17 protein-coding genes are annotated in these 19,550 nt (G+C 71.7%); 9 read left to right on the top strand and 8 right to left on the bottom strand.

Going from position 1 to position 19,550, the window contains the following annotated elements; translation table 11 throughout:
• The first annotated feature begins 130 nt into the window (after nucleotides 1–130).
• From LNW73_RS18630 to LNW73_RS18615, 4 genes are read left to right on the top strand one after another with little or no spacing between them, the layout of a single operon-like run.
• Nucleotides 131–430 carry a hypothetical protein gene (locus LNW73_RS18630; RefSeq protein ID WP_250976400.1) on the top strand — a complete coding sequence of 100 codons (300 nt, stop codon included), beginning with the start codon at nucleotides 131–133 and terminating at the stop codon, nucleotides 428–430.
• Nucleotides 427–1,770 carry a putative T7SS-secreted protein gene (locus LNW73_RS18625; protein WP_250990675.1) on the top strand — a complete coding sequence of 448 codons (1,344 nt, stop codon included), beginning with the start codon at nucleotides 427–429 and terminating at the stop codon, nucleotides 1,768–1,770. Before LNW73_RS18630 ends, LNW73_RS18625 begins: the two co-directional genes overlap by 4 nt.
• Nucleotides 1,771–1,796: 26 nt before the next feature.
• Nucleotides 1,797–2,789: a hypothetical protein gene (locus LNW73_RS18620; protein WP_308407687.1), complete on the top strand. Its 993-nt coding sequence runs from the start codon at nucleotides 1,797–1,799 to the stop codon at nucleotides 2,787–2,789.
• 13 nt (nucleotides 2,790–2,802) lie between these two features.
• A complete protein-coding gene (locus LNW73_RS18615) occupies nucleotides 2,803–3,474 on the top strand; it encodes a hypothetical protein (protein WP_250976402.1) in 672 nt (223 codons plus the stop codon).
• 19 nt (nucleotides 3,475–3,493) lie between these two features.
• Here the strand turns inward: LNW73_RS18615 and LNW73_RS18610 are convergent, their stop codons facing one another.
• Both LNW73_RS18610 and LNW73_RS18605 read right to left on the bottom strand, forming a co-directional pair.
• Nucleotides 3,494–4,369 carry an alpha/beta fold hydrolase gene (locus LNW73_RS18610; protein ID WP_250976403.1) on the bottom strand — a complete coding sequence of 292 codons (876 nt, stop codon included), beginning with the start codon at nucleotides 4,367–4,369 and terminating at the stop codon, nucleotides 3,494–3,496.
• 313 nt (nucleotides 4,370–4,682) lie between these two features.
• Nucleotides 4,683–5,375 carry a metal-dependent transcriptional regulator gene (locus LNW73_RS18605; RefSeq protein ID WP_250976404.1) on the bottom strand — a complete coding sequence of 231 codons (693 nt, stop codon included), beginning with the start codon at nucleotides 5,373–5,375 and terminating at the stop codon, nucleotides 4,683–4,685.
• A gap of 117 nt (nucleotides 5,376–5,492) precedes the next feature.
• Between LNW73_RS18605 and LNW73_RS18600 the strand changes: the two genes are divergently transcribed.
• On the top strand, nucleotides 5,493–6,254 hold the full coding sequence (locus tag LNW73_RS18600) for an SIS domain-containing protein (protein ID WP_250976405.1): 762 nt from the start codon (nucleotides 5,493–5,495) through the stop codon (nucleotides 6,252–6,254).
• Between the two features lie 80 nt (nucleotides 6,255–6,334).
• On the opposite strand, the gene LNW73_RS18595 is transcribed toward LNW73_RS18600, so the two are convergent.
• Both LNW73_RS18595 and pdxH read right to left on the bottom strand, forming a co-directional pair.
• A complete protein-coding gene (locus LNW73_RS18595) occupies nucleotides 6,335–7,678 on the bottom strand; it encodes a PAS domain-containing protein (RefSeq protein ID WP_269288361.1) in 1,344 nt (447 codons plus the stop codon).
• Nucleotides 7,679–8,012: 334 nt separating this feature from the next.
• On the bottom strand, nucleotides 8,013–8,654 hold the full coding sequence (gene pdxH, locus LNW73_RS18590) for a pyridoxamine 5'-phosphate oxidase (protein ID WP_250980210.1): 642 nt from the start codon (nucleotides 8,652–8,654) through the stop codon (nucleotides 8,013–8,015).
• Between the two features lie 446 nt (nucleotides 8,655–9,100).
• On the opposite strand from pdxH, the gene LNW73_RS18585 reads away from it, so the two are divergent.
• Nucleotides 9,101–10,201: a citrate synthase 2 gene (locus LNW73_RS18585; RefSeq protein ID WP_250976406.1), complete on the top strand. Its 1,101-nt coding sequence runs from the start codon at nucleotides 9,101–9,103 to the stop codon at nucleotides 10,199–10,201.
• Nucleotides 10,202–10,312: 111 nt separating this feature from the next.
• On the opposite strand, the gene LNW73_RS18580 is transcribed toward LNW73_RS18585, so the two are convergent.
• The gene (locus tag LNW73_RS18580) at nucleotides 10,313–13,231 is read right to left on the bottom strand and encodes an FAD-binding and (Fe-S)-binding domain-containing protein (RefSeq protein ID WP_250990674.1); all 2,919 of its coding nucleotides are present in this window, start codon (nucleotides 13,229–13,231) and stop codon (nucleotides 10,313–10,315) included.
• Nucleotides 13,232–13,298: 67 nt separating this feature from the next.
• On the opposite strand from LNW73_RS18580, the gene serC reads away from it, so the two are divergent.
• Nucleotides 13,299–14,417, top strand: a complete 1,119-nt coding sequence (serC, locus tag LNW73_RS18575; RefSeq protein WP_250990673.1) for a phosphoserine transaminase — start codon at nucleotides 13,299–13,301, stop codon at nucleotides 14,415–14,417.
• Nucleotides 14,418–14,474: 57 nt separating this feature from the next.
• Here serC and LNW73_RS18570 read toward each other — a convergent pair whose 3' ends face one another.
• Nucleotides 14,475–15,503 carry a hypothetical protein gene (locus LNW73_RS18570; RefSeq protein ID WP_250990672.1) on the bottom strand — a complete coding sequence of 343 codons (1,029 nt, stop codon included), beginning with the start codon at nucleotides 15,501–15,503 and terminating at the stop codon, nucleotides 14,475–14,477.
• A gap of 94 nt (nucleotides 15,504–15,597) precedes the next feature.
• On the opposite strand from LNW73_RS18570, the gene LNW73_RS18565 reads away from it, so the two are divergent.
• Both LNW73_RS18565 and LNW73_RS18560 read left to right on the top strand, forming a co-directional pair.
• Nucleotides 15,598–16,269, top strand: coding sequence for a GDSL-type esterase/lipase family protein (locus LNW73_RS18565; protein WP_308407686.1), 672 nt, complete (start codon nucleotides 15,598–15,600; stop codon nucleotides 16,267–16,269).
• Between the two features lie 95 nt (nucleotides 16,270–16,364).
• Complete coding sequence (locus LNW73_RS18560) at nucleotides 16,365–17,360, top strand: aldo/keto reductase (RefSeq protein ID WP_250976409.1); 996 nt, start codon at nucleotides 16,365–16,367, stop codon at nucleotides 17,358–17,360.
• A 188-nt stretch (nucleotides 17,361–17,548) separates the two neighbouring features.
• Here LNW73_RS18560 and thpR read toward each other — a convergent pair whose 3' ends face one another.
• A complete protein-coding gene (gene thpR / locus LNW73_RS18555; RefSeq protein WP_250990670.1) occupies nucleotides 17,549–18,094 on the bottom strand; it encodes an RNA 2',3'-cyclic phosphodiesterase in 546 nt (181 codons plus the stop codon).
• Nucleotides 18,095–18,104: 10 nt separating this feature from the next.
• Nucleotides 18,105–19,454, bottom strand: a complete 1,350-nt coding sequence (locus LNW73_RS18550; protein WP_250976411.1) for an MFS transporter — start codon at nucleotides 19,452–19,454, stop codon at nucleotides 18,105–18,107.
• Between the last annotated feature and the right edge of the window lie 96 nt (nucleotides 19,455–19,550).

Here is a 19,550-nt window from a genome sequence, read left to right as displayed (position 1 = left end):
GATCAGCTGGGGCGGCCCGGACGGACAATCGATGAGGACCCCCCGGCCGGCACGTTCTTCAGGACCACGGATGTGACCGTCCGAAAGGTCCGGACCGACAAATCGTTCAACGAATTCAACGGGATGAACCATGGGTGATCTGCAGATCAACGGAACCGTGATGGGGGACCTGCGCAGAACGTTCTCCACCATCGCGCATCGCATGGAGAACGTCAGCCGGACCATGGGCAACGCCAACGGTGAGGGCGTCGGGGCGCCCAAGCTCATCGACGACGTGCACGACTTCGCGGACGAGTGGAAGTACGGCGTCAAGCAGATCGGCGAGCACGCCGACACCGCGGTCCAGATGATCGACCAGATCGGCAAGACCTTCGACGACGCCGATCTCCAGCTCGCCAACTCCCTCAAGCCGGAAGGCAAGTGCTCGTGACCCGCAGTTTCCCCCACCTCGGGTTCGATCCGACGCCCGGCGACGTCGAGCAGACCCGGGCGCTGTCCCGGCAACTGGGCGATCTGACGACCGAGTTGACGACGACCGTCAGCGAGCTCCAGCAGATCGAGTGCGGTTACTGGAAGGGCGAGGCGGCCAAGGCCTTCAGCCAGCACATATCCCATGACGTCACCCCGTTGATCAAGAAGGCGCACGACTCCTTCGGCCGCGCCGCCACCGCGATCGGCGGCTGGGCCGAGCAACTGCGCGGTTTCCAGGACGAGGCCGCCGCGCTGGAGCGCGAGGCCGCGACCAAGCAGGACACCCTCGACGACGCCAAGCGGGCGCTGGGCTCCGGCCCCACCGCCACCCCGAGCGGCACCGAGACCCCGCACCCCCAGCCCGGCGCCTCCCCCAGTCCCACGGCCGCCGACGAGAACAAGAAGAAGCACAAGGACGTCACCGACGCCGACACGGCCATGCAGGGCGTCCGGCACCGGGCCGAGGAACTCCACAACCGCTTCACCCGGGCCGCCCAGTCCGTCAGTCACGACCTCGACAAGGCCGGCGACATGGCGCCCGACAAGCCGGGCCTCTTCCACCGCATGGTCAGCGGCGTCGAGGGCGCCTGGAACGACACGGTCAAGTGGGTCCAGGACCACGCCGACATGATCAAGATGATCGGTGACCTGCTCGGCGACCTCAGCGGCATCCTCGGCATGCTCGCCATCATCACCGCCCCGTTCGAGCCGCTCGGCGCGATCTTCGCGGGCGCGGCGGTGGCCACCAGCGCCCTCGCCCTGGTGGCGCACCTCGTCGCCAAGGCGGCCGGCGCGGATGTCAGCTGGATGTCCATCGGGCTGGACGCGCTCGGCGCGGTCCCCGGCCTCGGGGCGTTCTCCAAGGGCGTCAAGGTCGCCGACGGCGCCGTGGCGGCCGGCCGCGCGGCCGAACTCGGCGAAGGCTTCCGCGGGGTGACGACCATCGGCCGCAACATCGTCGGGGTCGGCGACCGGGTGGCCGGCGCCGTCAGCTTCACCGTCAAGGGCAAGACGATCGGCCTGTGGGGCCTCAAGAGCGGCGGTCTGATCAAGGCCGAGGGCACGATGGGCCGGCTCGGCCTGGTCGCCGAGCAGAACTACGCCAAGGGCCAGTGGCTCGGCACCCGCGGCCTGGACCTCATCAGCAAGGGCAAGTGGGCGATCAATCCGATGTCCGGCCTCGGCCGCGGTATCGACGCCGGGATCAAGATCGCACCGAAGCTATGGTCGGTTCCGCAGCACATCGGTGAGGCCCTGCACCCGGGCGACCGGTTCAACCAGGCGGCCACCGCCCACTGAGGCACCGCCCACTGAACCGGCGCCCGATGAACCGGCGCCCACGGAACCACCGCACCCTGATCCACCGCTCGCCGATCCACCTCACCCTGGTCGGCGGGCACCCGAGCACTGAGGACGGCGAGACGATGGACTGGTATCCGGACGCGGGCGAGGCCTCGCTGTTCCGCACCACACTGCGCTTCGCGACCGGGATGGCCCCGCCCGTCTCCGGCTCGCGCTGGTACCGGGACACCGGCCGCCACGACATCCAGCCGGACCTCGTGGCCGCCGGCTGGCCACCGGGACCGGAGTTCACCGTGCGGTCGAAGAGCGACCAGACGACGCAGCGCGCCGGCCGCGCCGCCTGGCTGGGCATCCCGCTGCTGCTCAACCTCATCTCCAACGCGGGCGGCGCGCCGGGCTCGCCGTTCGGCGACGCCGCCCTGCGCGGTGACCCGCAGGACCCCGCGAACGAGGTCGAGGACTTCCCCGTCCTGTGGGCGGCGCCCGGCACGGTGGCCCGTACGCTGCCGTGGCAGCTCGACCCGTCCCGGCAGCCCAAGGGCTACCGCACCGACGCGGTGGTGACCGACCGGCGGCTGGTCGTCCTCGGCATCCCGTCCGTCACGGCCCCCGCGGACGTGCTCTGGGAGGCGCCGCGTGAGCGCATCGCGCGGGCGGAACGCCGGGAGTACGCCGAGACCAAGGCCGACCTGCTGATCACCTTCGCGGACGGATCCTGGGCCCGGATGTCCGCCGGCGCGGCCGACAACGCCGCCAAGGTCGTCCAGCACCTGAACGGCACGGTCAGCACCCTGACCGACGAGCAGCTGACCGACGGACAGCGCGAGCGCGTCGCCCGTTTCCTGACCGAACTCCCGCCGAACGCCGAGGCCCCGGCCTTCACGGTGCTCCCGAGCGGCATCGTCCGGGTCGAGGCACGCGTCCCGGCGAAGCTCGGCAAGGGCCTGTTCGAAACCCACACGATCCTGATGGACGACGCGGGCGCGCCCGCGGCACCCCGACCCGGCGACTTGTGAGCGACACGACTCCATGACCATTTCCGATCTCACCCCTTCCGTCCCGACCGCCCTCGGCGGACCGGACATACCTCCCATGTGGTTCGTCGTCCCCGACGGCTTCCACCCCCTCCCGATCGCCGCCACCCCGGAGGAACGCGCCGCGGGCGCGGCCGACTTCGTACGGGAGCTGTTCCCCAACGGCGACGACGACCTGTGGACGCCGGCCGCGCTCTTCTACGCGGGACTCGCCGAGCTGATGACCGAAGGCGGCCTGGCCTTCTCGGCGATGGGCCTGTTCGGCATCGACGACGGCGGCATCGCGCACTGCTCGTTCACCGTCTCCGCCGTCGAGTCCGACCACCCGTCGGTCGAGGTCGCCGCGCTGGGACTGCGCGAGATCATGACCCGCGACCCGCTCAACGACGCGCGCTGGCTGGACCTGCCGTGCGGTCCCGCCGTCTCCGCCGTCTCCATGCGGGAGATCACCATCGGCGGCGAGATGACCGCGACCGGCGAGGACGCCGCGCTGCTCACCGGCCAGATCCAGGTCTACGTGCCGTTCCCCACCGGTCCGTTCACCGCCGTCTTCACCCTCGACACGGCCGCCGTGGACTACTGGGGCGAGATCAGCGACATGACGGTCGCGATCCTGCGCACGGTGAGCTTCACGCCGCCGGAGGAGCAGGCGGCGGAGGGCTCCTGACGCCTGCCGCCTGTGCCTGTCAGCTCGTCTCGGTTCGCTGCCGCGGTATCGCGGAGTCCTCGAGGAACCGCTCGACCGTCTCGTACCAGGCGGTGGGCTGTTCCCAGTGGACGAGGTGGCCGGCGTCCGGGATCTCGGCGTAGCTGCCGCGGGGCAGGACGCGGACCATCTCCTGGGCCTCGGCACGCCCCAGTTCGCCCTCCAGACCGCGGACGACGAGGGTGGGGCAGCGGACCTGGGTGAGCTCCTCCCAGTGGGCGTCCAGGATCCACGGGGCCCGGGAGCGGAGCATGTGGCGGCGGGCGAAGACGGGTCGCCAGCCGTCACCGCGCTCTTCCATGATCTCGGTGTAGAAATCACCCCTGGTGGGGCGCGGAGGATCGACCCAGGGGTCGTCCTCGCCGAACCACTTGCGCACGTCCGCGAGGCTGGCGAAGGGCAGCGGCCAGGACGCGAACCAGGACTCCCACTCGCGCTGGCTGGCCTCCCCGAGGGCGGCGGCGCGCATGTCGCAGACGACCACGGCCCGCACCAGGTCCGGTCGGCGGGCGGCGAGCTGCCAGGCGGTGAGACCGCCCATCGAGTGCCCGACGAGAGTGACGGGAGCGAGGCCGAGCTGCTCGACGGCCGCCTCGGCGTCGGCGAGGTACGCCTCGCGGCTGTACGGGCCCTCGGGCTTGTCGCTGCGCCCGTGGCCGCGCTGGTCCAGGGCGATGGCGCGGTAGCGGGGGGCGAGCCGGCGGGCGGTGCCGGCCCAGTGCGAGGCCCGGCCCATGAGTCCGTGCAGCAGCAGGACCCCGGGCCGGTCGGAGCCGCCCTCCTTGGACTCGGCCGCATAATCCCAGGCGGCGAGCCGGACGGAGCCCGCTCCGGTCACCTCGATACGTCGGATCATGTGCCGCACCCCCTGACGAACTGGTCGGGTCGTTCCGGCGCCTACGTTATCGAACTTCTATTCGATAAGACGGGTCACGCGCACAACATCGCTCTTTCGAGTGACATCACTCAAGGATTGACCGCCGTAGCCGAGGGGAGATCTCCTGCGGGGCGCGACACGAAGGGGAAGCGGTCGCGCGGAGTACTCGGGAAGCTCGGGGTTCCGGGTCCTCCGAGGGGAGCACCACCAGGGGAGGGACAAGGGGAGGAGGGCCCCGGCGCCATCAGGCGCCGGGGCCCCCGCCCTTTCCCACCAGGACAAACCGCGGGTCCTACCGCTTGGCCACGAAGACGTGCGACGCGACCTCGGCACCCAGCTCGGCGGCCTCGCCGCCACTGCCCACGAGCACCCCGCCCGCGGAACTCGTCACGCTCACCACCGCGCCCGGCTGCACACCGGCCCGCCGCAGCGTGTACATCAGCTGGGCGTCGGTCTGGATCGGCTCGCCGATCCGCTTCACCACGACGCTGGCGCCGGCCGGGCCCGGCGACAGCTCCGCCAGGCTGACCATGCCCTCCTCCAGGAAGGGATCCGCCTCGGCCTTCTCGCCCAGCTCCTCGAGACCCGGGATCGGGTTCCCGTACGGCGACTCGGTCGGGTGCCGCAACAGCTCCAGCACCTTGCGCTCCACCGCCTCGCTCATGACGTGCTCCCAGCGGCAGGCCTCGGCGTGCACCTGCTCCCACTCCAGGCCGATCACGTCGACGAGCAGGCATTCGGCGATCCGGTGCTTGCGCATCACGCGCGTCGCCGTCCGCCGGCCTTCGTCCGTCAGTTCCAGGTGACGGTCGCCGGCGACATGCACCAGGCCGTCACGTTCCATGCGCGCCACCGTCTGGCTGACCGTCGGACCGCTCTGATCGAGCCGCTCGGCGATTCGGGCGCGCATGGGGACCACACCCTCCTCTTCCAGCTCCAGGATGGTGCGGAGATACATCTCCGTCGTGTCGATGAGTCCGGACATGCGCGCCCCTCAATAGCTAGTGCGTGGCCCTGCACCAATTCTGACGCATCCCACCGACAACCGGCCCCGGCGCGGGATTCTTGACAGCGACGGCAGCGTGGCCGCACGGTGATCCGCATGAGTGAGCCCCGCGACGATCTGGCCGGCGAATACTTCGATGCGGCCATCGCCCTTCTCCGGAGGGTACGGGACGAGGAGTCCGCAGGTATCACAGCGGCGGGCAAGGCCATCGCCGACGCCGTCGCCGCGGGCAACCGGATCTTCGCCTTCGGCGCCGGGCACTCCTCGCTCGCCGCCCAGGACGTCGTCTACCGCGCGGGCGGCCTCGCCCTGGTCAACCTGCTCGCGGTGCCCGGCGTCGTCGGTATCGACGTCATGCCCGCGACCCTGGGCAGCGCCCTGGAGCGGGTCGACGGCCTCGCGGGCGCCGTGCTCGACACCAGCCCGGCCAAGCCCGGTGACGTCCTCGTCGTCATCTCGCTGTCCGGGCGCAACGCCCTGCCGGTCGAAATGGCGCAGAACGCCCGCGCCCTCGGCCTGACGGTCATCGGCGTCACCTCCGTGGCCTACGCCAAGGAGACCAAGCCCCGGCACGTGTCCGGCACGTTCCTCAAGGACCACTGCGACATCGTGCTCGACTCGAAGATCGCCGTCGGCGACGCGGAGCTCGTCCGCGACGACGTCCCGGCGCCGTTCGCCCCCGCCTCGACCGTGGTGACCAGCGCCCTCATGCAGGCCGTCGTCGCCACCGCGGTCGCGGAGCTCGCCGCCCGCGGCATCACGCCGCCGCTGCTGCGCTCGGGGAACGTGGACGGCGGCCACGACTGGAACGGCCGCATCTTCGAGGAGTACGGCTCGCGGATCTTCTTCCGCCACTGAGCCGCCACTGAGCCGGCACACCGGGCCGTTCGGCGGTCCGGGGCGGCGGCGCCGCCCCGGCACGGCTCTCGGCCCAGCCCTCAGCCCAGCTGTTGCGCCAGATCCAGCGCCGCGGCCACCCGCACGGCCACGTCCTCCGCGTACGCCGCGTCCGAACGGTCGAAGAGACGGCGCCCGGCGCCCCGCAGGAACGTGACGGCGCCCAGAGTGCGTCCGCGGCTCCGCAGGACCGTGGAGAGGCCGTGGACGGTCCCCTCGGGCCAACGGCGGGCCGCCGCCCACTCGTCGATCCTGGCCCGCGAGGCGGGCTCGGCCGCGGCGAGGGCGCCGAAGCTGGCGCGTACGGTGCCGATCCGCTCCACGGCCTGCAGCACGGGGTGCGCCGCCCCGTACGCCACCGGGATCGTGCCGACCGGGACCGGCAGACACGGCCCCGAGGACCCCTCCGGGGTCGAGGCGGCGCGCACCAGCCGGCCGTCGTCCCCGGCGAGGTCGACGAGCGCGTGGTCGGCGAACCCGGCCAGCGCGAAGTCCAGATAGGTGGTCGCGGCCTCCACCGGGTCCTCGCACTCGGACGCGGTACGCCCGGCCCGGTGCAGCTGGTTGTGCCGGAAGCGCAGCAACGATCCTTCTTGCTCGGCGAGTTTGGCCTCCGTCACGTCCAGGAACAGCCAGCCCACACCCAGCGGCACCGGCTCCTCGCCGAGCGGCGACCCGAGGCGGACGAACCCGCTGCGCCAGCAGTGCCGTTTGGCGCTCTCGTCGCCGCGCAGGCTCAGCCACAGCTCGGACGGGACCGGCGGGCTGCCCTCCGCGAGCACGTGCTGCAGCGCCGTCTCCAGCTCCTCCAGGCCCTGCTCCAGCAGATCGCCGAGCGGCCGGCCGAGCAGGGTGTCCCGGCCGGTGCGCAGCAGGCGGGCGGCGTGCGCGTTCACGACGGCGGGCCGCAGGTCCGCGTCGATCAGGACGACCCCCCACGAGGCGTCGTCGAAGAGCGCCTCGCTGAGCGCGATGGAGCGCTCCAGGTCGATCTGGGCGTGCACCTCGGAGAAGGCGCAGTAGACCCCGGCCGGGCGGCCGTCCTGCCCTTGCACGGCCGCGGACTGGGTGCGGACGAGCACCCGGTGGCCGTCCTTGGTCAGCAGCGCGAATTCGTGCACCTGGCGGCCGGGCGCGTCCATGGCGCCGAGCAGCCTCGTCTGCACGTCGTGCGCGTCGGCACTACGGGCGGCCCAGCCCGAGAAGCCGCGGCGGCCGACGGCATCGTCCGCCGACCAGCCGAGGATCCGTACGGCTTCGGAATTCCAATGGGTGATGACACCGTCGCGGTCGAAGGCGCACAGGCCCGCCTCCATACCGTCGAGCAGAGCGGCGAGTAGCTGCTCGTCGCCATCACTGAGCGGCTTCGCATCGAATGGCTGCACGTCGAATCATTCAACCCCGGTGTGACCCAGCCCACACGGCATTTCGATAAATCGGTTGTGCGTCCCGGGGCCGGTTCCTAATGTTGCGGTCACACATGAAGGGAGGTGGTTCGCAGCATGATGTGCAGTCGGACACGTGAGGTGACTGCGGGCTAGTCCCGCGCACCAAGCTCGTCGCGCAGACTCCGTGCACGGGGTCGAGGGGCGGGCCAATCCCACGCAGTCACCCGACCCGCGGGCTCGTCGGACTTGTCCGGCCGGTGCCTGGAGGAAACTCCAGGGGGCAGCCCGCGGGTCGTTTGCGTTGTCGAAAGGCCGCGGTCGCAGCGGGGTTCTACGGCGCCAGCCGTACGACGTTCCAGGCGCCCGTTTCGCTGCTCTCCCCGTCGGCGCGCTCGTAGCGCAGCCGGTCGTGCAGCCGGTTTTCGCGCCCCTGCCAGAATTCCACGCTCCGGGCGCGCACCCGGATGCCTCCCCAGTAGGTCGGCACCGGGACGTCGCTGCCCTCCGGGTAGCGCGCCTCCAGCTCCGCGTAGCGCCGTTCGAGCTCTTCCCGGGACTCCACCACCGAGGACTGCGCACTGGCCCACGCGCCCAGCCGCGAGCCGTGCGGGCGGCTGCGGAAGTACCGGGCGGTCTCGTCCGTCGAGACGCGTTCGACGGTGCCGGAGACGATGACCTGGCGGGCGATCGGATGCCAGGGGAAGAGCAGCGAGATCTGCGGGTTCTCCACCAGATCGCGGCCCTTGCGGGAGCCGTAGTTCGTGTAGAAGACGAAGCCGCGCGGGTCGAAGCCCTTGAGGAGCACGGTCCGTGAGCTGGGGCGGCCCTCGGCGTCGGCGGTCGAGACGATCATCGCGTTCGGCTCGGTGAGGCCCGCGGTCACGGTGTCCGCGAACCAGCGGGTGAACTGCGAGTACGGGTCGGCGGCCAGCTCGGCCTCGGTGAGACCCTGGGCGCGGTACTGCTCGCGCATGACGGCGGGATCGACATGATGCTGCACCCGGACATCTTGCCTCCCCTGGGCCCCGTACGTCCCGGGGGTGCGCCACGCGGGCCGTTCTGCCGGGGTCCTGTGTCGTCCTGACGGGGGTCCTGCTGTCGTCGTGACGGGGGTTCCGTGTCGTCCTGACGGAGTCCTGCGGGGTCAGGCGCCGGGCCAGTAGGGGGTTTCCGGGCGCAAACGGGCCGGCCGAGCCGAAGAGTGTGCCGCACCTCACGCTTCCCGTCATGTGCCAGAACCGACAGAATTGCGGGTCGGGCGGCTGTGGCCTCTTGACATCAAGAGATACCGTTTCTGACTCCGGCCTCGGGTCTCCGATGGAGCAGGGTGACCATCACCTGAGCGGGGCATTACCGGAATGGCCGTCCAAGCAGTCGGCCGGCCAAGCACCTGTCGACCACATCACGAGGAGCCGCCTGATGTCCGACTTCGTACCCGGACTCGAAGGAGTAGTCGCGTTCGAGACGGAGATCGCCGAACCTGACAAGGAAGGCGGCTCTCTCCGTTACCGAGGCGTCGACATCGAAGATCTCGTCAGCCATGTCTCATTCGGAAACGTGTGGGGCCTGCTGGTCGACGGCAAGTTCAATCCGGGCCTGCCGCCTGCCGAGCCGTTCCCGATCCCGGTGCACTCCGGCGACATCCGTGTCGACGTCCAGTCGGCGCTCGCCATGCTCGCCCCCGTGTGGGGTCTGAAACCGCTGCTGGACATCGACGTCGACGAGGCCCGTGACGACCTCGCGCGCGCCGCCGTCATGGCGCTCTCCTACGTCGCCCAGTCGGCGCGCGGCCAGGGCCACGCCATGGTGCCGCAGAAGGAGATCGACAAGGCGCAGACGATCGTCGAGCGCTTCATGATCCGCTGGCGCGGTGAGCCCGACCCGAAGCACGTGGCCGCCGTCGACGCGTACTGGACGTCCGCCGCGGAGCACGGCATGAACGCCTCCACGTTCACCGCCCGCGTCATCGCCTCCACGGGTGCCGACGTGGCCGCGGCCCTGTCCGGCGCCGTCGGCGCCATGTCGGGCCCGCTGCACGGCGGCGCCCCCTCGCGCGTCCTCGGCATGATCGAGGAGATCGAGCGGACCGGCGACGCGAGCGCCTACGTCAAGCGCGCCCTGGACAAGGGCGAGCGCCTGATGGGCTTCGGCCACCGCGTGTACCGCGCCGAGGACCCGCGTGCGCGAGTGCTGCGGCGTACGGCGAAGGAGCTGGGTGCCCCCCGCTTCGAGGTCGCGGAGGCGCTGGAGAAGGCGGCTCTCGCGGAGCTGCACGCGCGGCGTCCCGACCGGGTGCTCGCCACCAACGTGGAGTTCTGGGCGGCGATCGTCCTGGACTTCGCCGAGGTTCCCGCGCACATGTTCACGTCGATGTTCACCTGTGCCCGGACGGCGGGCTGGTCGGCCCACATCCTGGAGCAGAAGCGCACCGGCCGGCTCGTCCGCCCCTCCGCCCGCTACATGGGCCCCGGCCCGCGCAACCCGCGCGAGGTCGACGGCTTCGCGGGCATCGGGCACTGAGTCCGCGTCAGGCGCTGCTGAATCGTTGATGCTGTGGCCTGCTCCCACCCTCGTACCGGGGTGGGAGCAGGCCACAGGCATTGGTGGCCTCGCCGTCCCGCTGCCCCGGCCTCAGGCGTCCGGCAGCGCCTCCGCCAGGAGTTCTGCCAGGTGCCGGCCCGGTGTGCCGGCCAGTTCCGCGAGCTGGGTGCGGCAGGAGAACCCGTCCGCCAGGACGGCGGCCCCCGCGGGTGCCTCCCGGACCGCCGGGAGCAGCTGTTCCTCGGCGCAGGCCACCGACACGTCGTAGTGGCCCTGCTCGAAACCGAAGTTGCCGGCCAGCCCGCAGCAGCCGCCGGTGAGGGTGCCGGTGAGGCCGGCGCGCTCGCGGAGCCGCCGCTCGGCGGCGTCGCCGAGCACGGCGTGCTGGTGGCAGTGCGTCTGTCCGACGACGGCACGGTCGAGGCGGGGCGGCACCCAGCCGGGGGCCAGCTCCTCCAGCGCCTGGGCGAAGGTCCGGACGGAGGCGGCCAGCCGGGCCGCGCGGGGATCGCCGGAGCCGAGCAGTTCCGGCAGGTCGGCGCGGAGCGCCGCCCCGCAGCTGGGTTCGAGGACGACGATCGGCAGCCCGGCGTCGAGCGCGGGTGCGAGGGCGTCGACCGTGCGGCGCATGACCGTACGGGCCCGGTCCAGCTGCCCGGTGGACACCCACGTCAGACCGCAGCAGACGGCCTTCGGCGGCAGGACGACCCGCAGGCCCGCGGCTTCCAGCACCTTCACCGCGGCCTGTCCGACCTGTGGCGCCAGATGGTTCGTGAAGGTGTCGGGCCACAGCACGACGGTCGTGCCGGGCGCGGTCGTGCCGGGCGCCGTCGCCCCAGGTGCGGTCGTCCCAGATGCGGTCGTTCCGGGCACCGTCGTTCCGGGCGCGGCCTTGCCGGGGCCGGCCGGGCGGGCGGCCTGCTGGCGGAGGGCGCGGTGGTTCCACCAGGCGCGGAAGGACTCGTGGGCCAGCGCGGGGATGTCGCGTTCCGGCGCGATGCCGCCGGCCCGCTTGGCCGGCCCCGCCAGCGGCCCCCGTGCCAGGGCGTTCAGGACGCGCGCATACGGTGCGGCGGCTCTCAGCCAGACCGGGAGCCATCCCATCGAGTAGTGCGAGCGGGGGCGCAGCCGTCCTTCGTAGTGGTGGTGCAGGAACTCGGCCTTGTACGTCGCCATGTCCACCTCGACCGGGCAGTCGCTGCGGCACCCCTTGCAGGAAAGGCACAGGTCGAGCGCGTCGCGGACCTCCTCCGACCGCCAGCCGTCCTCGATGATCTCGCCGGCGAGCATCTCGTGCAGCAGCCGGGCGCGTCCGCGCGTGGAGTGCTGCTCCTCCCCCGTCACGCGGTAGGACGGGCACATCACGCTGTCCCCGCCGGTCGAGGTGGTCGCGGACGTACGGCATTTGCCGACGCCGACGCAGCGCCGGACGGCCGCCGTGAAATCGCCGCCGTCACCCGGATAGGTGAACTCGACGTCGACGGGATGCGACGCACGCGACGGCAGCACGTCGAAGCGGAGGTTGCTATCCATAGGAGCGGGGCGGACGAGCATGCCGGGGTTCATTCCGCCCGCCGGGTCCCAGAGATCCTTGAAAACTCCAAAGAGAGCCACGAGTTCGGGGCCGTACATCTTCGGCAGGAGTTCCGCCCGCGCCTGGCCGTCGCCATGCTCGCCCGACAGCGAGCCACCGTGGGCGACGACCAGGTCGGCGGTCTCCTCGGAGAAACGCCGGAAGCGGGCGATGCCCACCGGTGTCAGCAGATCGAAGTCGATACGGACATGTACGCAGCCGTCGCCGAAGTGTCCGTACGGGGAGCCGCGCAGGCCGTGCTCGCCCAGCAGGGCCCTGAACTCCCGCAGATACGCGCCCAGCCGGGCCGGCGGCACCGCGCAGTCCTCCCAGCCGGGCCATGCCTCGCTGCCGTCGGGCATCCGGGTCGCGGTGCCTGCGGCGTCCTCGCGGATCCGCCACAGGGCGCGCTGCTCGGCCGGCTCCGAGACGACGGTGTGGTCCTTGGCGCCGTCGGCGGCGGCGTGGCGGCACAGCTCCGAGGCACGGGCCCGCGCCTCGGCCGCGGTGCTGCCGCCCATCTCCACGAACAGCCAGGCGGCACCGCGCGGCAGCGACTCCCGGGCGGCGGCGCTCACCAGGTCGGCCGCCATGCCCTCGACGGTCAGCGGGTGGTGGGGCAGCAGCAGGTGCGCGGCTTCGGCGGCGGCGCTCTCGTCCTCGTAGCCGAGCAGGGCCAGCGCGCGGGCGGCCGGCGGCTCCACCAGCCGTACGGTCGCGCGGGTCAGCACGCCGAGGGTGCCCTCGCTGCCGGTGAAGGCGCGCGCCAGATCCCGGCCGTGCTCGGGGAGCAGCCGGTCCAGGGCGTAGCCGGAGATCCGGCGCGGCAGGTCGGGGAAGCCGGTGCGGAGCACGGACAGCCGCTCGTCGGCGAAGGCGGCGGTCCGGTCGTGCAGCGGCCCCGGCAGGCCGCGGCCGAGGGTGGCCCGCTCCCCGCCGTAGGTCAGCACCTCCAGCTCGTGCACGTTGTCCGCGGTCGTCCCCCAGGCGACCGAGTGCGAGCCGCACGCGTTGTTGCCGATCATGCCGCCGAGGGTGCAGCGGCTGTGGGTGGACGGATCCGGGCCGAAGGTCAGCCCGTGTACGGCGGCCGCCGCCCGCAGATCGTCGAGGACCACACCCGGCTGTACGATCGCGGTGCGCGCCTCGGGGTCGATGTGCTCGATCGCCCGCATATGGCGGGTGAAGTCCAGCACCACTCCGACCCCCGTCGCCTGCCCGGCGATCGAGGTGCCGCCGCCGCGCGGCACCACCGGTACGCCGTACTCCCGGCACACCGCCAGCGCCGCCGCCACGTCGTCCGCGTCGCGGGGCGCCACCACTCCCAGCGGGACCCGCCGGTAGTTCGACGCGTCCATCGTCACCAGTGCCCGCGCCCCCGCGTCGAACGCGACCGTGCCCCGTACCGCCGCCCGCATCGCCTGCTCAAGATCCATACGCCAACCTTGTCTCACCGGGTGGACCAGTAGCGAGAGCGGGTTCAGGACGGATTACGCTTCGCCCGTGGCTGATATCCAGATTCCCGCTGACATCAAGCCCGCCGACGGCCGTTTCGGCGCGGGCCCCTCCAAGGTACGGACGGAGGCGGTCGAAGCGCTGGCCGCGACCGGCACGTCCCTGCTCGGCACCTCTCACCGGCAGGCCCCGGTGAAGAACCTGGTGGGCCAGGTCCGTGAAGGTGTCCGGCAGCTGTTCTCCCTGCCCGAGGGCTATGAGGTAGTGCTCGGCAACGGCGGGTCCACCGCGTTCTGGGACATCGCCACCCATGGTCTGATCCGGCAGAAGTCCCAGCACCTGTCGTTCGGCGAGTTCTCCTCCAAGTTCGCGACCGCGGCCAAGCTCGCGCCGTGGCTGGACGACCCGTCGGTCGTCAAGTCCGACCCGGGTACGCACCCGGTGCCGGTCGCCGAGGCGGGTGTGGACGTGTACGCGTTCACGCACAACGAGACCTCGACGGGTGTCGCCGCGCCCATCAAGCGCGTACCGGGCGCCGACGCCGGTTCACTCGTCCTGGTGGACGCCACCTCCGGTGCGGGCGGCCTGCCGGTCGACATCACCGAGACGGACGTCTACTACTTCGCCCCGCAGAAGTCCTTCGCGGCGGACGGCGGCCTGTGGCTGGCCGCGTTCTCCCCGGCCGCGCTGGAGCGCGCCGCCGAGATCGCCGGGTCCGGCCGGCACATCCCCGCGTTCTTCGACCTGCCGACCGCGATCGACAACTCGACGAAGAACCAGACGTACAACACCCCGGCGCTGTCCACGCTCTTCCTGCTCGCCAACCAGCTCGCCTGGATCAACGGCCAGGGCGGGCTGGACTGGGCGGTCGCCCGCACCGCGGACTCCTCGTCGCGGCTGTACGGCTGGGCCGAGAAGTCCTCGTACGCGTCGCCGTTCGTGGCCGACCCGGAGCAGCGCTCGCAGGTCATCGGCACCATCGACTTCGACGACGCGATCGACGCCACGCAGATCTCGAAGGCGCTGCGCGCCAACGGCATCGTGGACACCGAGCCGTACCGCAAGCTGGGCCGCAACCAGCTGCGTGTCGCGATGTTCCCGGCGGTCGACCCGGCCGACGTCGAGGCGCTGACGGTCTGCATCGACTACGTCATCGACAAGCTGTAACAGCCCACGCGACGTACGACTGACGAGGGGTCCGGCCGGTGACGGCCGGGCCCCTCGTCACTCGGGGCGGCGGCGCAGGATCCGGCGCAGGCCGGTCGCCGCGACGAAGATCGCGGCGAGCACCGCGAAACCGACGACGGTCGCACCGTGGCCGGACGAGCCGTCCTTGGCGGCGTCCGCGCCCGGTCCCTTGCCACCCGGCCGGCCCGTTCCGGTGGATCCGGCGGCGTCCGGGGCCACGGAGTCCGGCAGGTCCTCACCGTTGAGCGGCGCCCGCCAGACCTCGCTGTTCTTCCCCTCGCTGCCGTACATCAGCGCTCGGCCGTCCGGGGTGAAGGCCACCGACTCGCCCTGCCGCTGCATCGGCACATCGAGGCTGCCGATCTTCGTCGGGGCGTCTCCCGACCACCGCCAGGCGGTCGCCCAGAAGTAGCCGCGCAGCACCAGCCGGGTGCCGTCGGGCGAGAACGAACCGTCGGTCACCCAGGGCACCTCGGCGATCTTCCGGAAGACGTTCACGCCCTTCGGGCTGAGCTTCTTCGGGCCCGCGTACAGGGCGCCGCCGTCCTCGTTCTTGCTGGCGATGTAGACCCGGCCGGTCTTGGGGTGCACCATCAGCGCCTCCGCGTTCCGCGGGCCGCCCTCGTACTGGACCGTGTAGCGGACGACGTCCACCGTCGTGTTCCCCAGCTGCTTGGGCTCGGCGAACCGGTAGATCCACACATGCGGCCAGGTCCCGCCGAGGTTGTCGCCGATGTCGCCGACGTAGATGTCGCCGTCCGGGCCGATGGAGATCGCCTCCACGTCACGGGGGTCGATGCCGCGCATCGTGACCCTGGCGACGGTCTTGCCGGTCGCGGAGTCCACCGCGTAGACGTACGGGCCGTCGTCGCTGTCGTTGTGGGTCCAGTACACGCCCTTGTGGAGGTGGCTGGCGGCCAGCCCGCTGGACTCGGTGATCCGCGGGTCGCTGATGGTGAACGCGACGGCTGGCCCGCCGTCGGCGACGGCCCCCGGCACCGGTCCGAGAACGGCGAACGCCGCGGCGGCGGCGGAGGCGGCGAGGGCGATGCGGGAGCGCGGCATGCCCCCAGCCTGCCATCCCGTCATGTGTCGGGCTTCACGCCGCCGGGCATCGCGGCCGGGGCCGGGTATCCGCGATGATCTCAGCGTGCGTTATATGTTCGTCGGCGATTCCATGACCATCGGCAGCGCGGGCGACTTCACCTGGCGTTACCGCATGTGGCAGCACCTGTGCTCGCTCGGCGAGCCGTTCACGGTGGTCGGCCCGCGCATCGCGCTGCACGACAAGGAGAGCGGCGAGCCCGTCTCGCACGCGTACGCCGACCCGGCCTTCCCGCCGGACGCCCGGCGGCACCTGGCCGGCTGGGGCGAGGGCTGGCTGCACATGGCGCCGCTGATCGGGGACGCGGTGCGCGCGCACCGTCCCGATCTCCTGCTGATCTCGCTCGGTCTGATCGACCTCGGCTTCTACACGACCGCCGAGCAGACCGCGGAGAACCTGCGGAGCTTCGTCGGCGAGGCACGGGCCGGCAATCCGCGGATCCGTATGGTGCTGCTGCCGGTGATACCCAACGTCCGGGCCGACCACGATCTCCCCTTCGCCGAGCAGTGCCGGGATCTCAACGTCCGGATGGCCAAGGCCGTCGCCGATCTGGACACCGGCGCCTCGCCTCTGCTGCTCGCCTCCCGGCCGGACGGCTACGAGCTGCCGTCCGACACGTATGACGGCACGCACCCCGGTCCCTCCGGCGAACACCGCCTCGCGGCCGCGTTCGCCGACGCGATGCACCAGGCCTGGGGGGTCGGCGGACCGTATGCGCGGAGCTAGGCCGTGGGCTGGTCGCGGCGCCCGCTGACACGCCCGTCCCAGCGGGCGGCCACCCCCTTGCTTCGAGCGCACTCGAAGAGCTTGGCTTAGGGGTCATGGAGTACACGCAGCTCGGACGCACGGGTCTCAAAGTCAGCCGCCTGGTGCTCGGCACCATGAACTTCGGTCCCCAGACCGATGAGAACGACAGTCACGCGATCATGGACTCCGCGCTCGGCGCGGGCGTCAACTTCTTCGACACCGCCAATGTGTACGGGTGGGGCGAGAACAAGGGCCGCACCGAGGAGATCGTCGGGTCCTGGTTCGCCAAGGGAGGCGGGCGCCGCGAGAAGACCGTTCTCGCGACGAAGGTCTACGGCAACATGGCCGCCGAGGGTGACGCCTGGCCGAACGCCGACCGGCTCTCCGCCCTCAACATCCGCCGTGCCGCCGACGCGAGCCTGAAGCGGCTCGGTACGGACTACATCGACCTCTACCAGTTCCACCACATCGACCGGAACACGCCCTGGGACGAGATCTGGCAGGCCGTCGACGTCCTCGTCCAGCAGGGCAAGATCCTGTACGCCGGCTCGTCGAATTTCGCCGGCTGGAACATCGCGCAGGCCAACGAGGCGGCCGCCCGCCGCGGTTCGCTGGGCCTGACCAGCGAGCAGTGCCTGTACAACCTGGCCGAGCGGCGTGCCGAGATGGAGGTCATCCCGGCGGCGCAGGCGTACGGCCTCGGGGTCATCCCGTGGTCGCCGCTGCACGGCGGGCTGCTCGGCGGGGCGCTCCGCAAGGAGCGCGAGGGCGGCGGCGCGCGCTCGACGTCCGGCCGCAGCGCGGACGCGCTCAAGAGCGCGGCGCAGCGCGACCAGATCCAGGCGTACGAGGACCTGTGCGACAAGCACGAGCTGGCGCCCGGTGATGTCGGTCTGGCGTGGCTGCTGACCCGGCCCGGTGTGACCGGCCCGATCGTCGGCCCGCGGACGCAGGCGCAGCTGGACTCGGCGCTCAACGCGGTCGAGCTGAAGCTGTCGGAGGAGTTCCTGGCCGCACTGGACGAGGTCTTCCCCGGCCCGGGGCCGTCCCCGGAAGCCTTCGCCTGGTAGTACCCGGCCTGGCCGGGTCCCGGTGAGCATCGGGGCCCGGCGGGCAGGCCGGTGGCCGCGGGCGGGCGCGGCGGCCTCTCAGCGCAGCAGTGCGCCCGCGACCACCACGACGAGCATCAGGACGAGGGCGGCGGTCACTACACGGGTTCGGGTCTTGGGGTCCACGTGTCGAGGTTAACCGGCCGGGGTCACGGACCCAGCGGCCAGGTCGCCACCGTCTCGTAGTGGGCGTCCGGCGCCGGGTGGCTGCGCACCAGCGCGAGGGTGTCTGCGGACCAGGGCGTGCCCAGGAATCCGTCGAGCGCGGCGGCGTACTGGCCGAGGGCCACGCCGCCGCGGCTGCGGGCCAGCGTGAGGTGCGGGGTGTACGGGTGCTCCTGCGCCGGATCGACGCCGGCCTGCCGGGCGGCGCTCTGGACGGAGTCCGCCAGTTCCGCGAGCCGGCCGGTGTCCCCCGCGGCGCCCGCCCACAGCGCCCGCTCGCCGAACCGGCCGCCGCCGGACAGCCGCAGTTCGCAGGGCGCGTGCCGGCGGGCGGCGGCCGCGAGGCCGTCCCGCAGCGCGGGGAGCGTCGCGTCGGCGACCTCGCCGAGGAAGGCGAGCGTGAAGTGCCACCCGGCGCGTTCGGTCCAGCGCAGCCGGCCGGCTCCGGGGAGCCGGTGGAGCGGGGAGACAGCCGGATCGAGTTCGTCCGCCACCCCGGAGGGCGGCAGTACCGCCGCGAACAGCCTCATGCCGACGGCCTCACGCGGCCGTCACCAGTGGGGCGGCCGCGCCCTCACGGGGCACGAACTCGATCAGCCGGTGGTCTTTTCCCCGGTGCAGGTCCACCTTGAGCCGCAGCCCGCCGACCCGGGCCAGCACGAGGCCGACCCCGACCGCCGCGAGGGCCGCGACGAGGCCGCCGGAGAGGAATCCGACGCGGGCCCCGTAGGTGTCCGTCACCCAGCCGACGACCGGGCCGCCGATGGGGGTGCCACCGACGAAGACCATCATGTACAGGCTCATGACGCGGCCCCGCATGGCGGGGTCGGAGGCGAGCTGCACCGAGGCGTTGGCCGAGGTGTTGAACGTCATACCGAAGACGCCGATCGGCAGCAGCAGGAGCGCGAACATCCAGAAGGACGGCGCCACCGCGGCCACCACCTCCAGCATGCCGAAGGCGAACGCGGCGGCCACCAGCAGCCGCAGCCGGGTGCGTCCGCGGCGGGCGGCGAGCAGCGCGCCGCCCAGCGAGCCCAGCGCGATGATGGTGTTCAGCAGCCCGTAGGTGCTCGCACCGGAGTGGTAGACGTGGTTGACGAAGCCGGTGAGGATGATCGGGAAGTTGAAGCCGAAGGTCCCGATGAACCCGACCAGCACGATCGGCCAGATGAGCTCGGGGCGCCCGGCGACGTAGTGCAGGCCTTCCCGCAGCTGGCCCTTGCCGCGCGGCACCCGCTCGACCTTGTGCAGCTCGGCGGTACGCATCATCAGCAGGCCGGCGAGCGGGGCGAGGAACGACAGTCCGTTGAGCAGGAACGCCCAGCCGCTGCCGACCGCGGTGATCAGGACACCGGCGACGGCGGGGCCGATCAGCCGGGCGGCCTGGAAGTTCGCGGAGTTCAGCGAGACCGCGTTGCGTATCTCGCCGGGGCCGACCATCTCGACCACGAACGTCTGCCGGGCCGGGTTGTCGACGACGGTCACCATGCCGAGGGCGAAGGCGATGACGTACACGTGCCAGACCTGGACGTGCCCGCTGAGCGTCAGTGCGGCGAGCAGCAGGCCGAGCCCGCCGAGCGCGGCCTGGGTGCACAGCAGGATCTGCCGCTTGGGGTAACGGTCGGCGATCACACCGCCGAACAGGCCGAAGAGCAGCATCGGCAGGAACTGCAGGGCGGTGGTGATACCCACCGCGAAAGAAGAACCGGTGATGCTGAGCACCAGCCAGTCCTGGGCGATCCGCGACATCCAGGTGCCGGTGTTGGACACCACCGCGCCGGTCGCGAAGAGCCGGTAGTTACGAACCTTGAGCGAGCTGAACATGCCGCGCTTCGTGGTCGTATCGGGTTCTTGTCCGGGTGCGGTGTCCGATCCGGCTGCCGAACTCAATCTAGGTTCGCCTCCCCTGTGTGGCGTTGCGCTTCACTTCTGGTGTTCCACGTTCTTCCGCACCCGCCGTCCGCCGGTCGGGTGTCACTACATCTC

Source organism: Streptomyces sp. RKAG337 (assembly GCF_023701715.1).
Classification (GTDB): Bacteria; Actinomycetota; Actinomycetes; order Streptomycetales; family Streptomycetaceae; genus Actinacidiphila.
This window is presented reverse-complemented; position numbering and strand designations above follow the sequence as displayed.

Excerpts from the sequence above, each read along its gene's own strand:
- LNW73_RS18630 (WP_250976400.1), top strand. The coding sequence starts at position 131 with ATGGGTGATCTGCAGATCAACGGAACCGTGATGGGGGACCTGCGCAGA.
- LNW73_RS18620 (WP_308407687.1), top strand. The coding sequence starts at position 1,797 with ATGAACCGGCGCCCACGGAACCACCGCACCCTGATCCACCGCTCGCCG.
- LNW73_RS18615 (WP_250976402.1), top strand. The coding sequence starts at position 2,803 with ATGACCATTTCCGATCTCACCCCTTCCGTCCCGACCGCCCTCGGCGGA.
- LNW73_RS18610 (WP_250976403.1), bottom strand. The coding sequence starts at position 4,369 with ATGATCCGACGTATCGAGGTGACCGGAGCGGGCTCCGTCCGGCTCGCC.
- LNW73_RS18605 (WP_250976404.1), bottom strand. The coding sequence starts at position 5,375 with ATGTCCGGACTCATCGACACGACGGAGATGTATCTCCGCACCATCCTG.
- LNW73_RS18600 (WP_250976405.1), top strand. The coding sequence starts at position 5,493 with ATGAGTGAGCCCCGCGACGATCTGGCCGGCGAATACTTCGATGCGGCC.
- pdxH (WP_250980210.1), bottom strand. The coding sequence starts at position 8,654 with ATGCGCGAGCAGTACCGCGCCCAGGGTCTCACCGAGGCCGAGCTGGCC.
- LNW73_RS18585 (WP_250976406.1), top strand. The coding sequence starts at position 9,101 with ATGTCCGACTTCGTACCCGGACTCGAAGGAGTAGTCGCGTTCGAGACG.
- LNW73_RS18580 (WP_250990674.1), bottom strand. The coding sequence starts at position 13,231 with ATGGATCTTGAGCAGGCGATGCGGGCGGCGGTACGGGGCACGGTCGCG.
- LNW73_RS18570 (WP_250990672.1), bottom strand. The coding sequence starts at position 15,503 with ATGCCGCGCTCCCGCATCGCCCTCGCCGCCTCCGCCGCCGCCGCGGCG.
- LNW73_RS18565 (WP_308407686.1), top strand. The coding sequence starts at position 15,598 with ATGTTCGTCGGCGATTCCATGACCATCGGCAGCGCGGGCGACTTCACC.
- LNW73_RS18560 (WP_250976409.1), top strand. The coding sequence starts at position 16,365 with ATGGAGTACACGCAGCTCGGACGCACGGGTCTCAAAGTCAGCCGCCTG.
- thpR (WP_250990670.1), bottom strand. The coding sequence starts at position 18,094 with ATGAGGCTGTTCGCGGCGGTACTGCCGCCCTCCGGGGTGGCGGACGAA.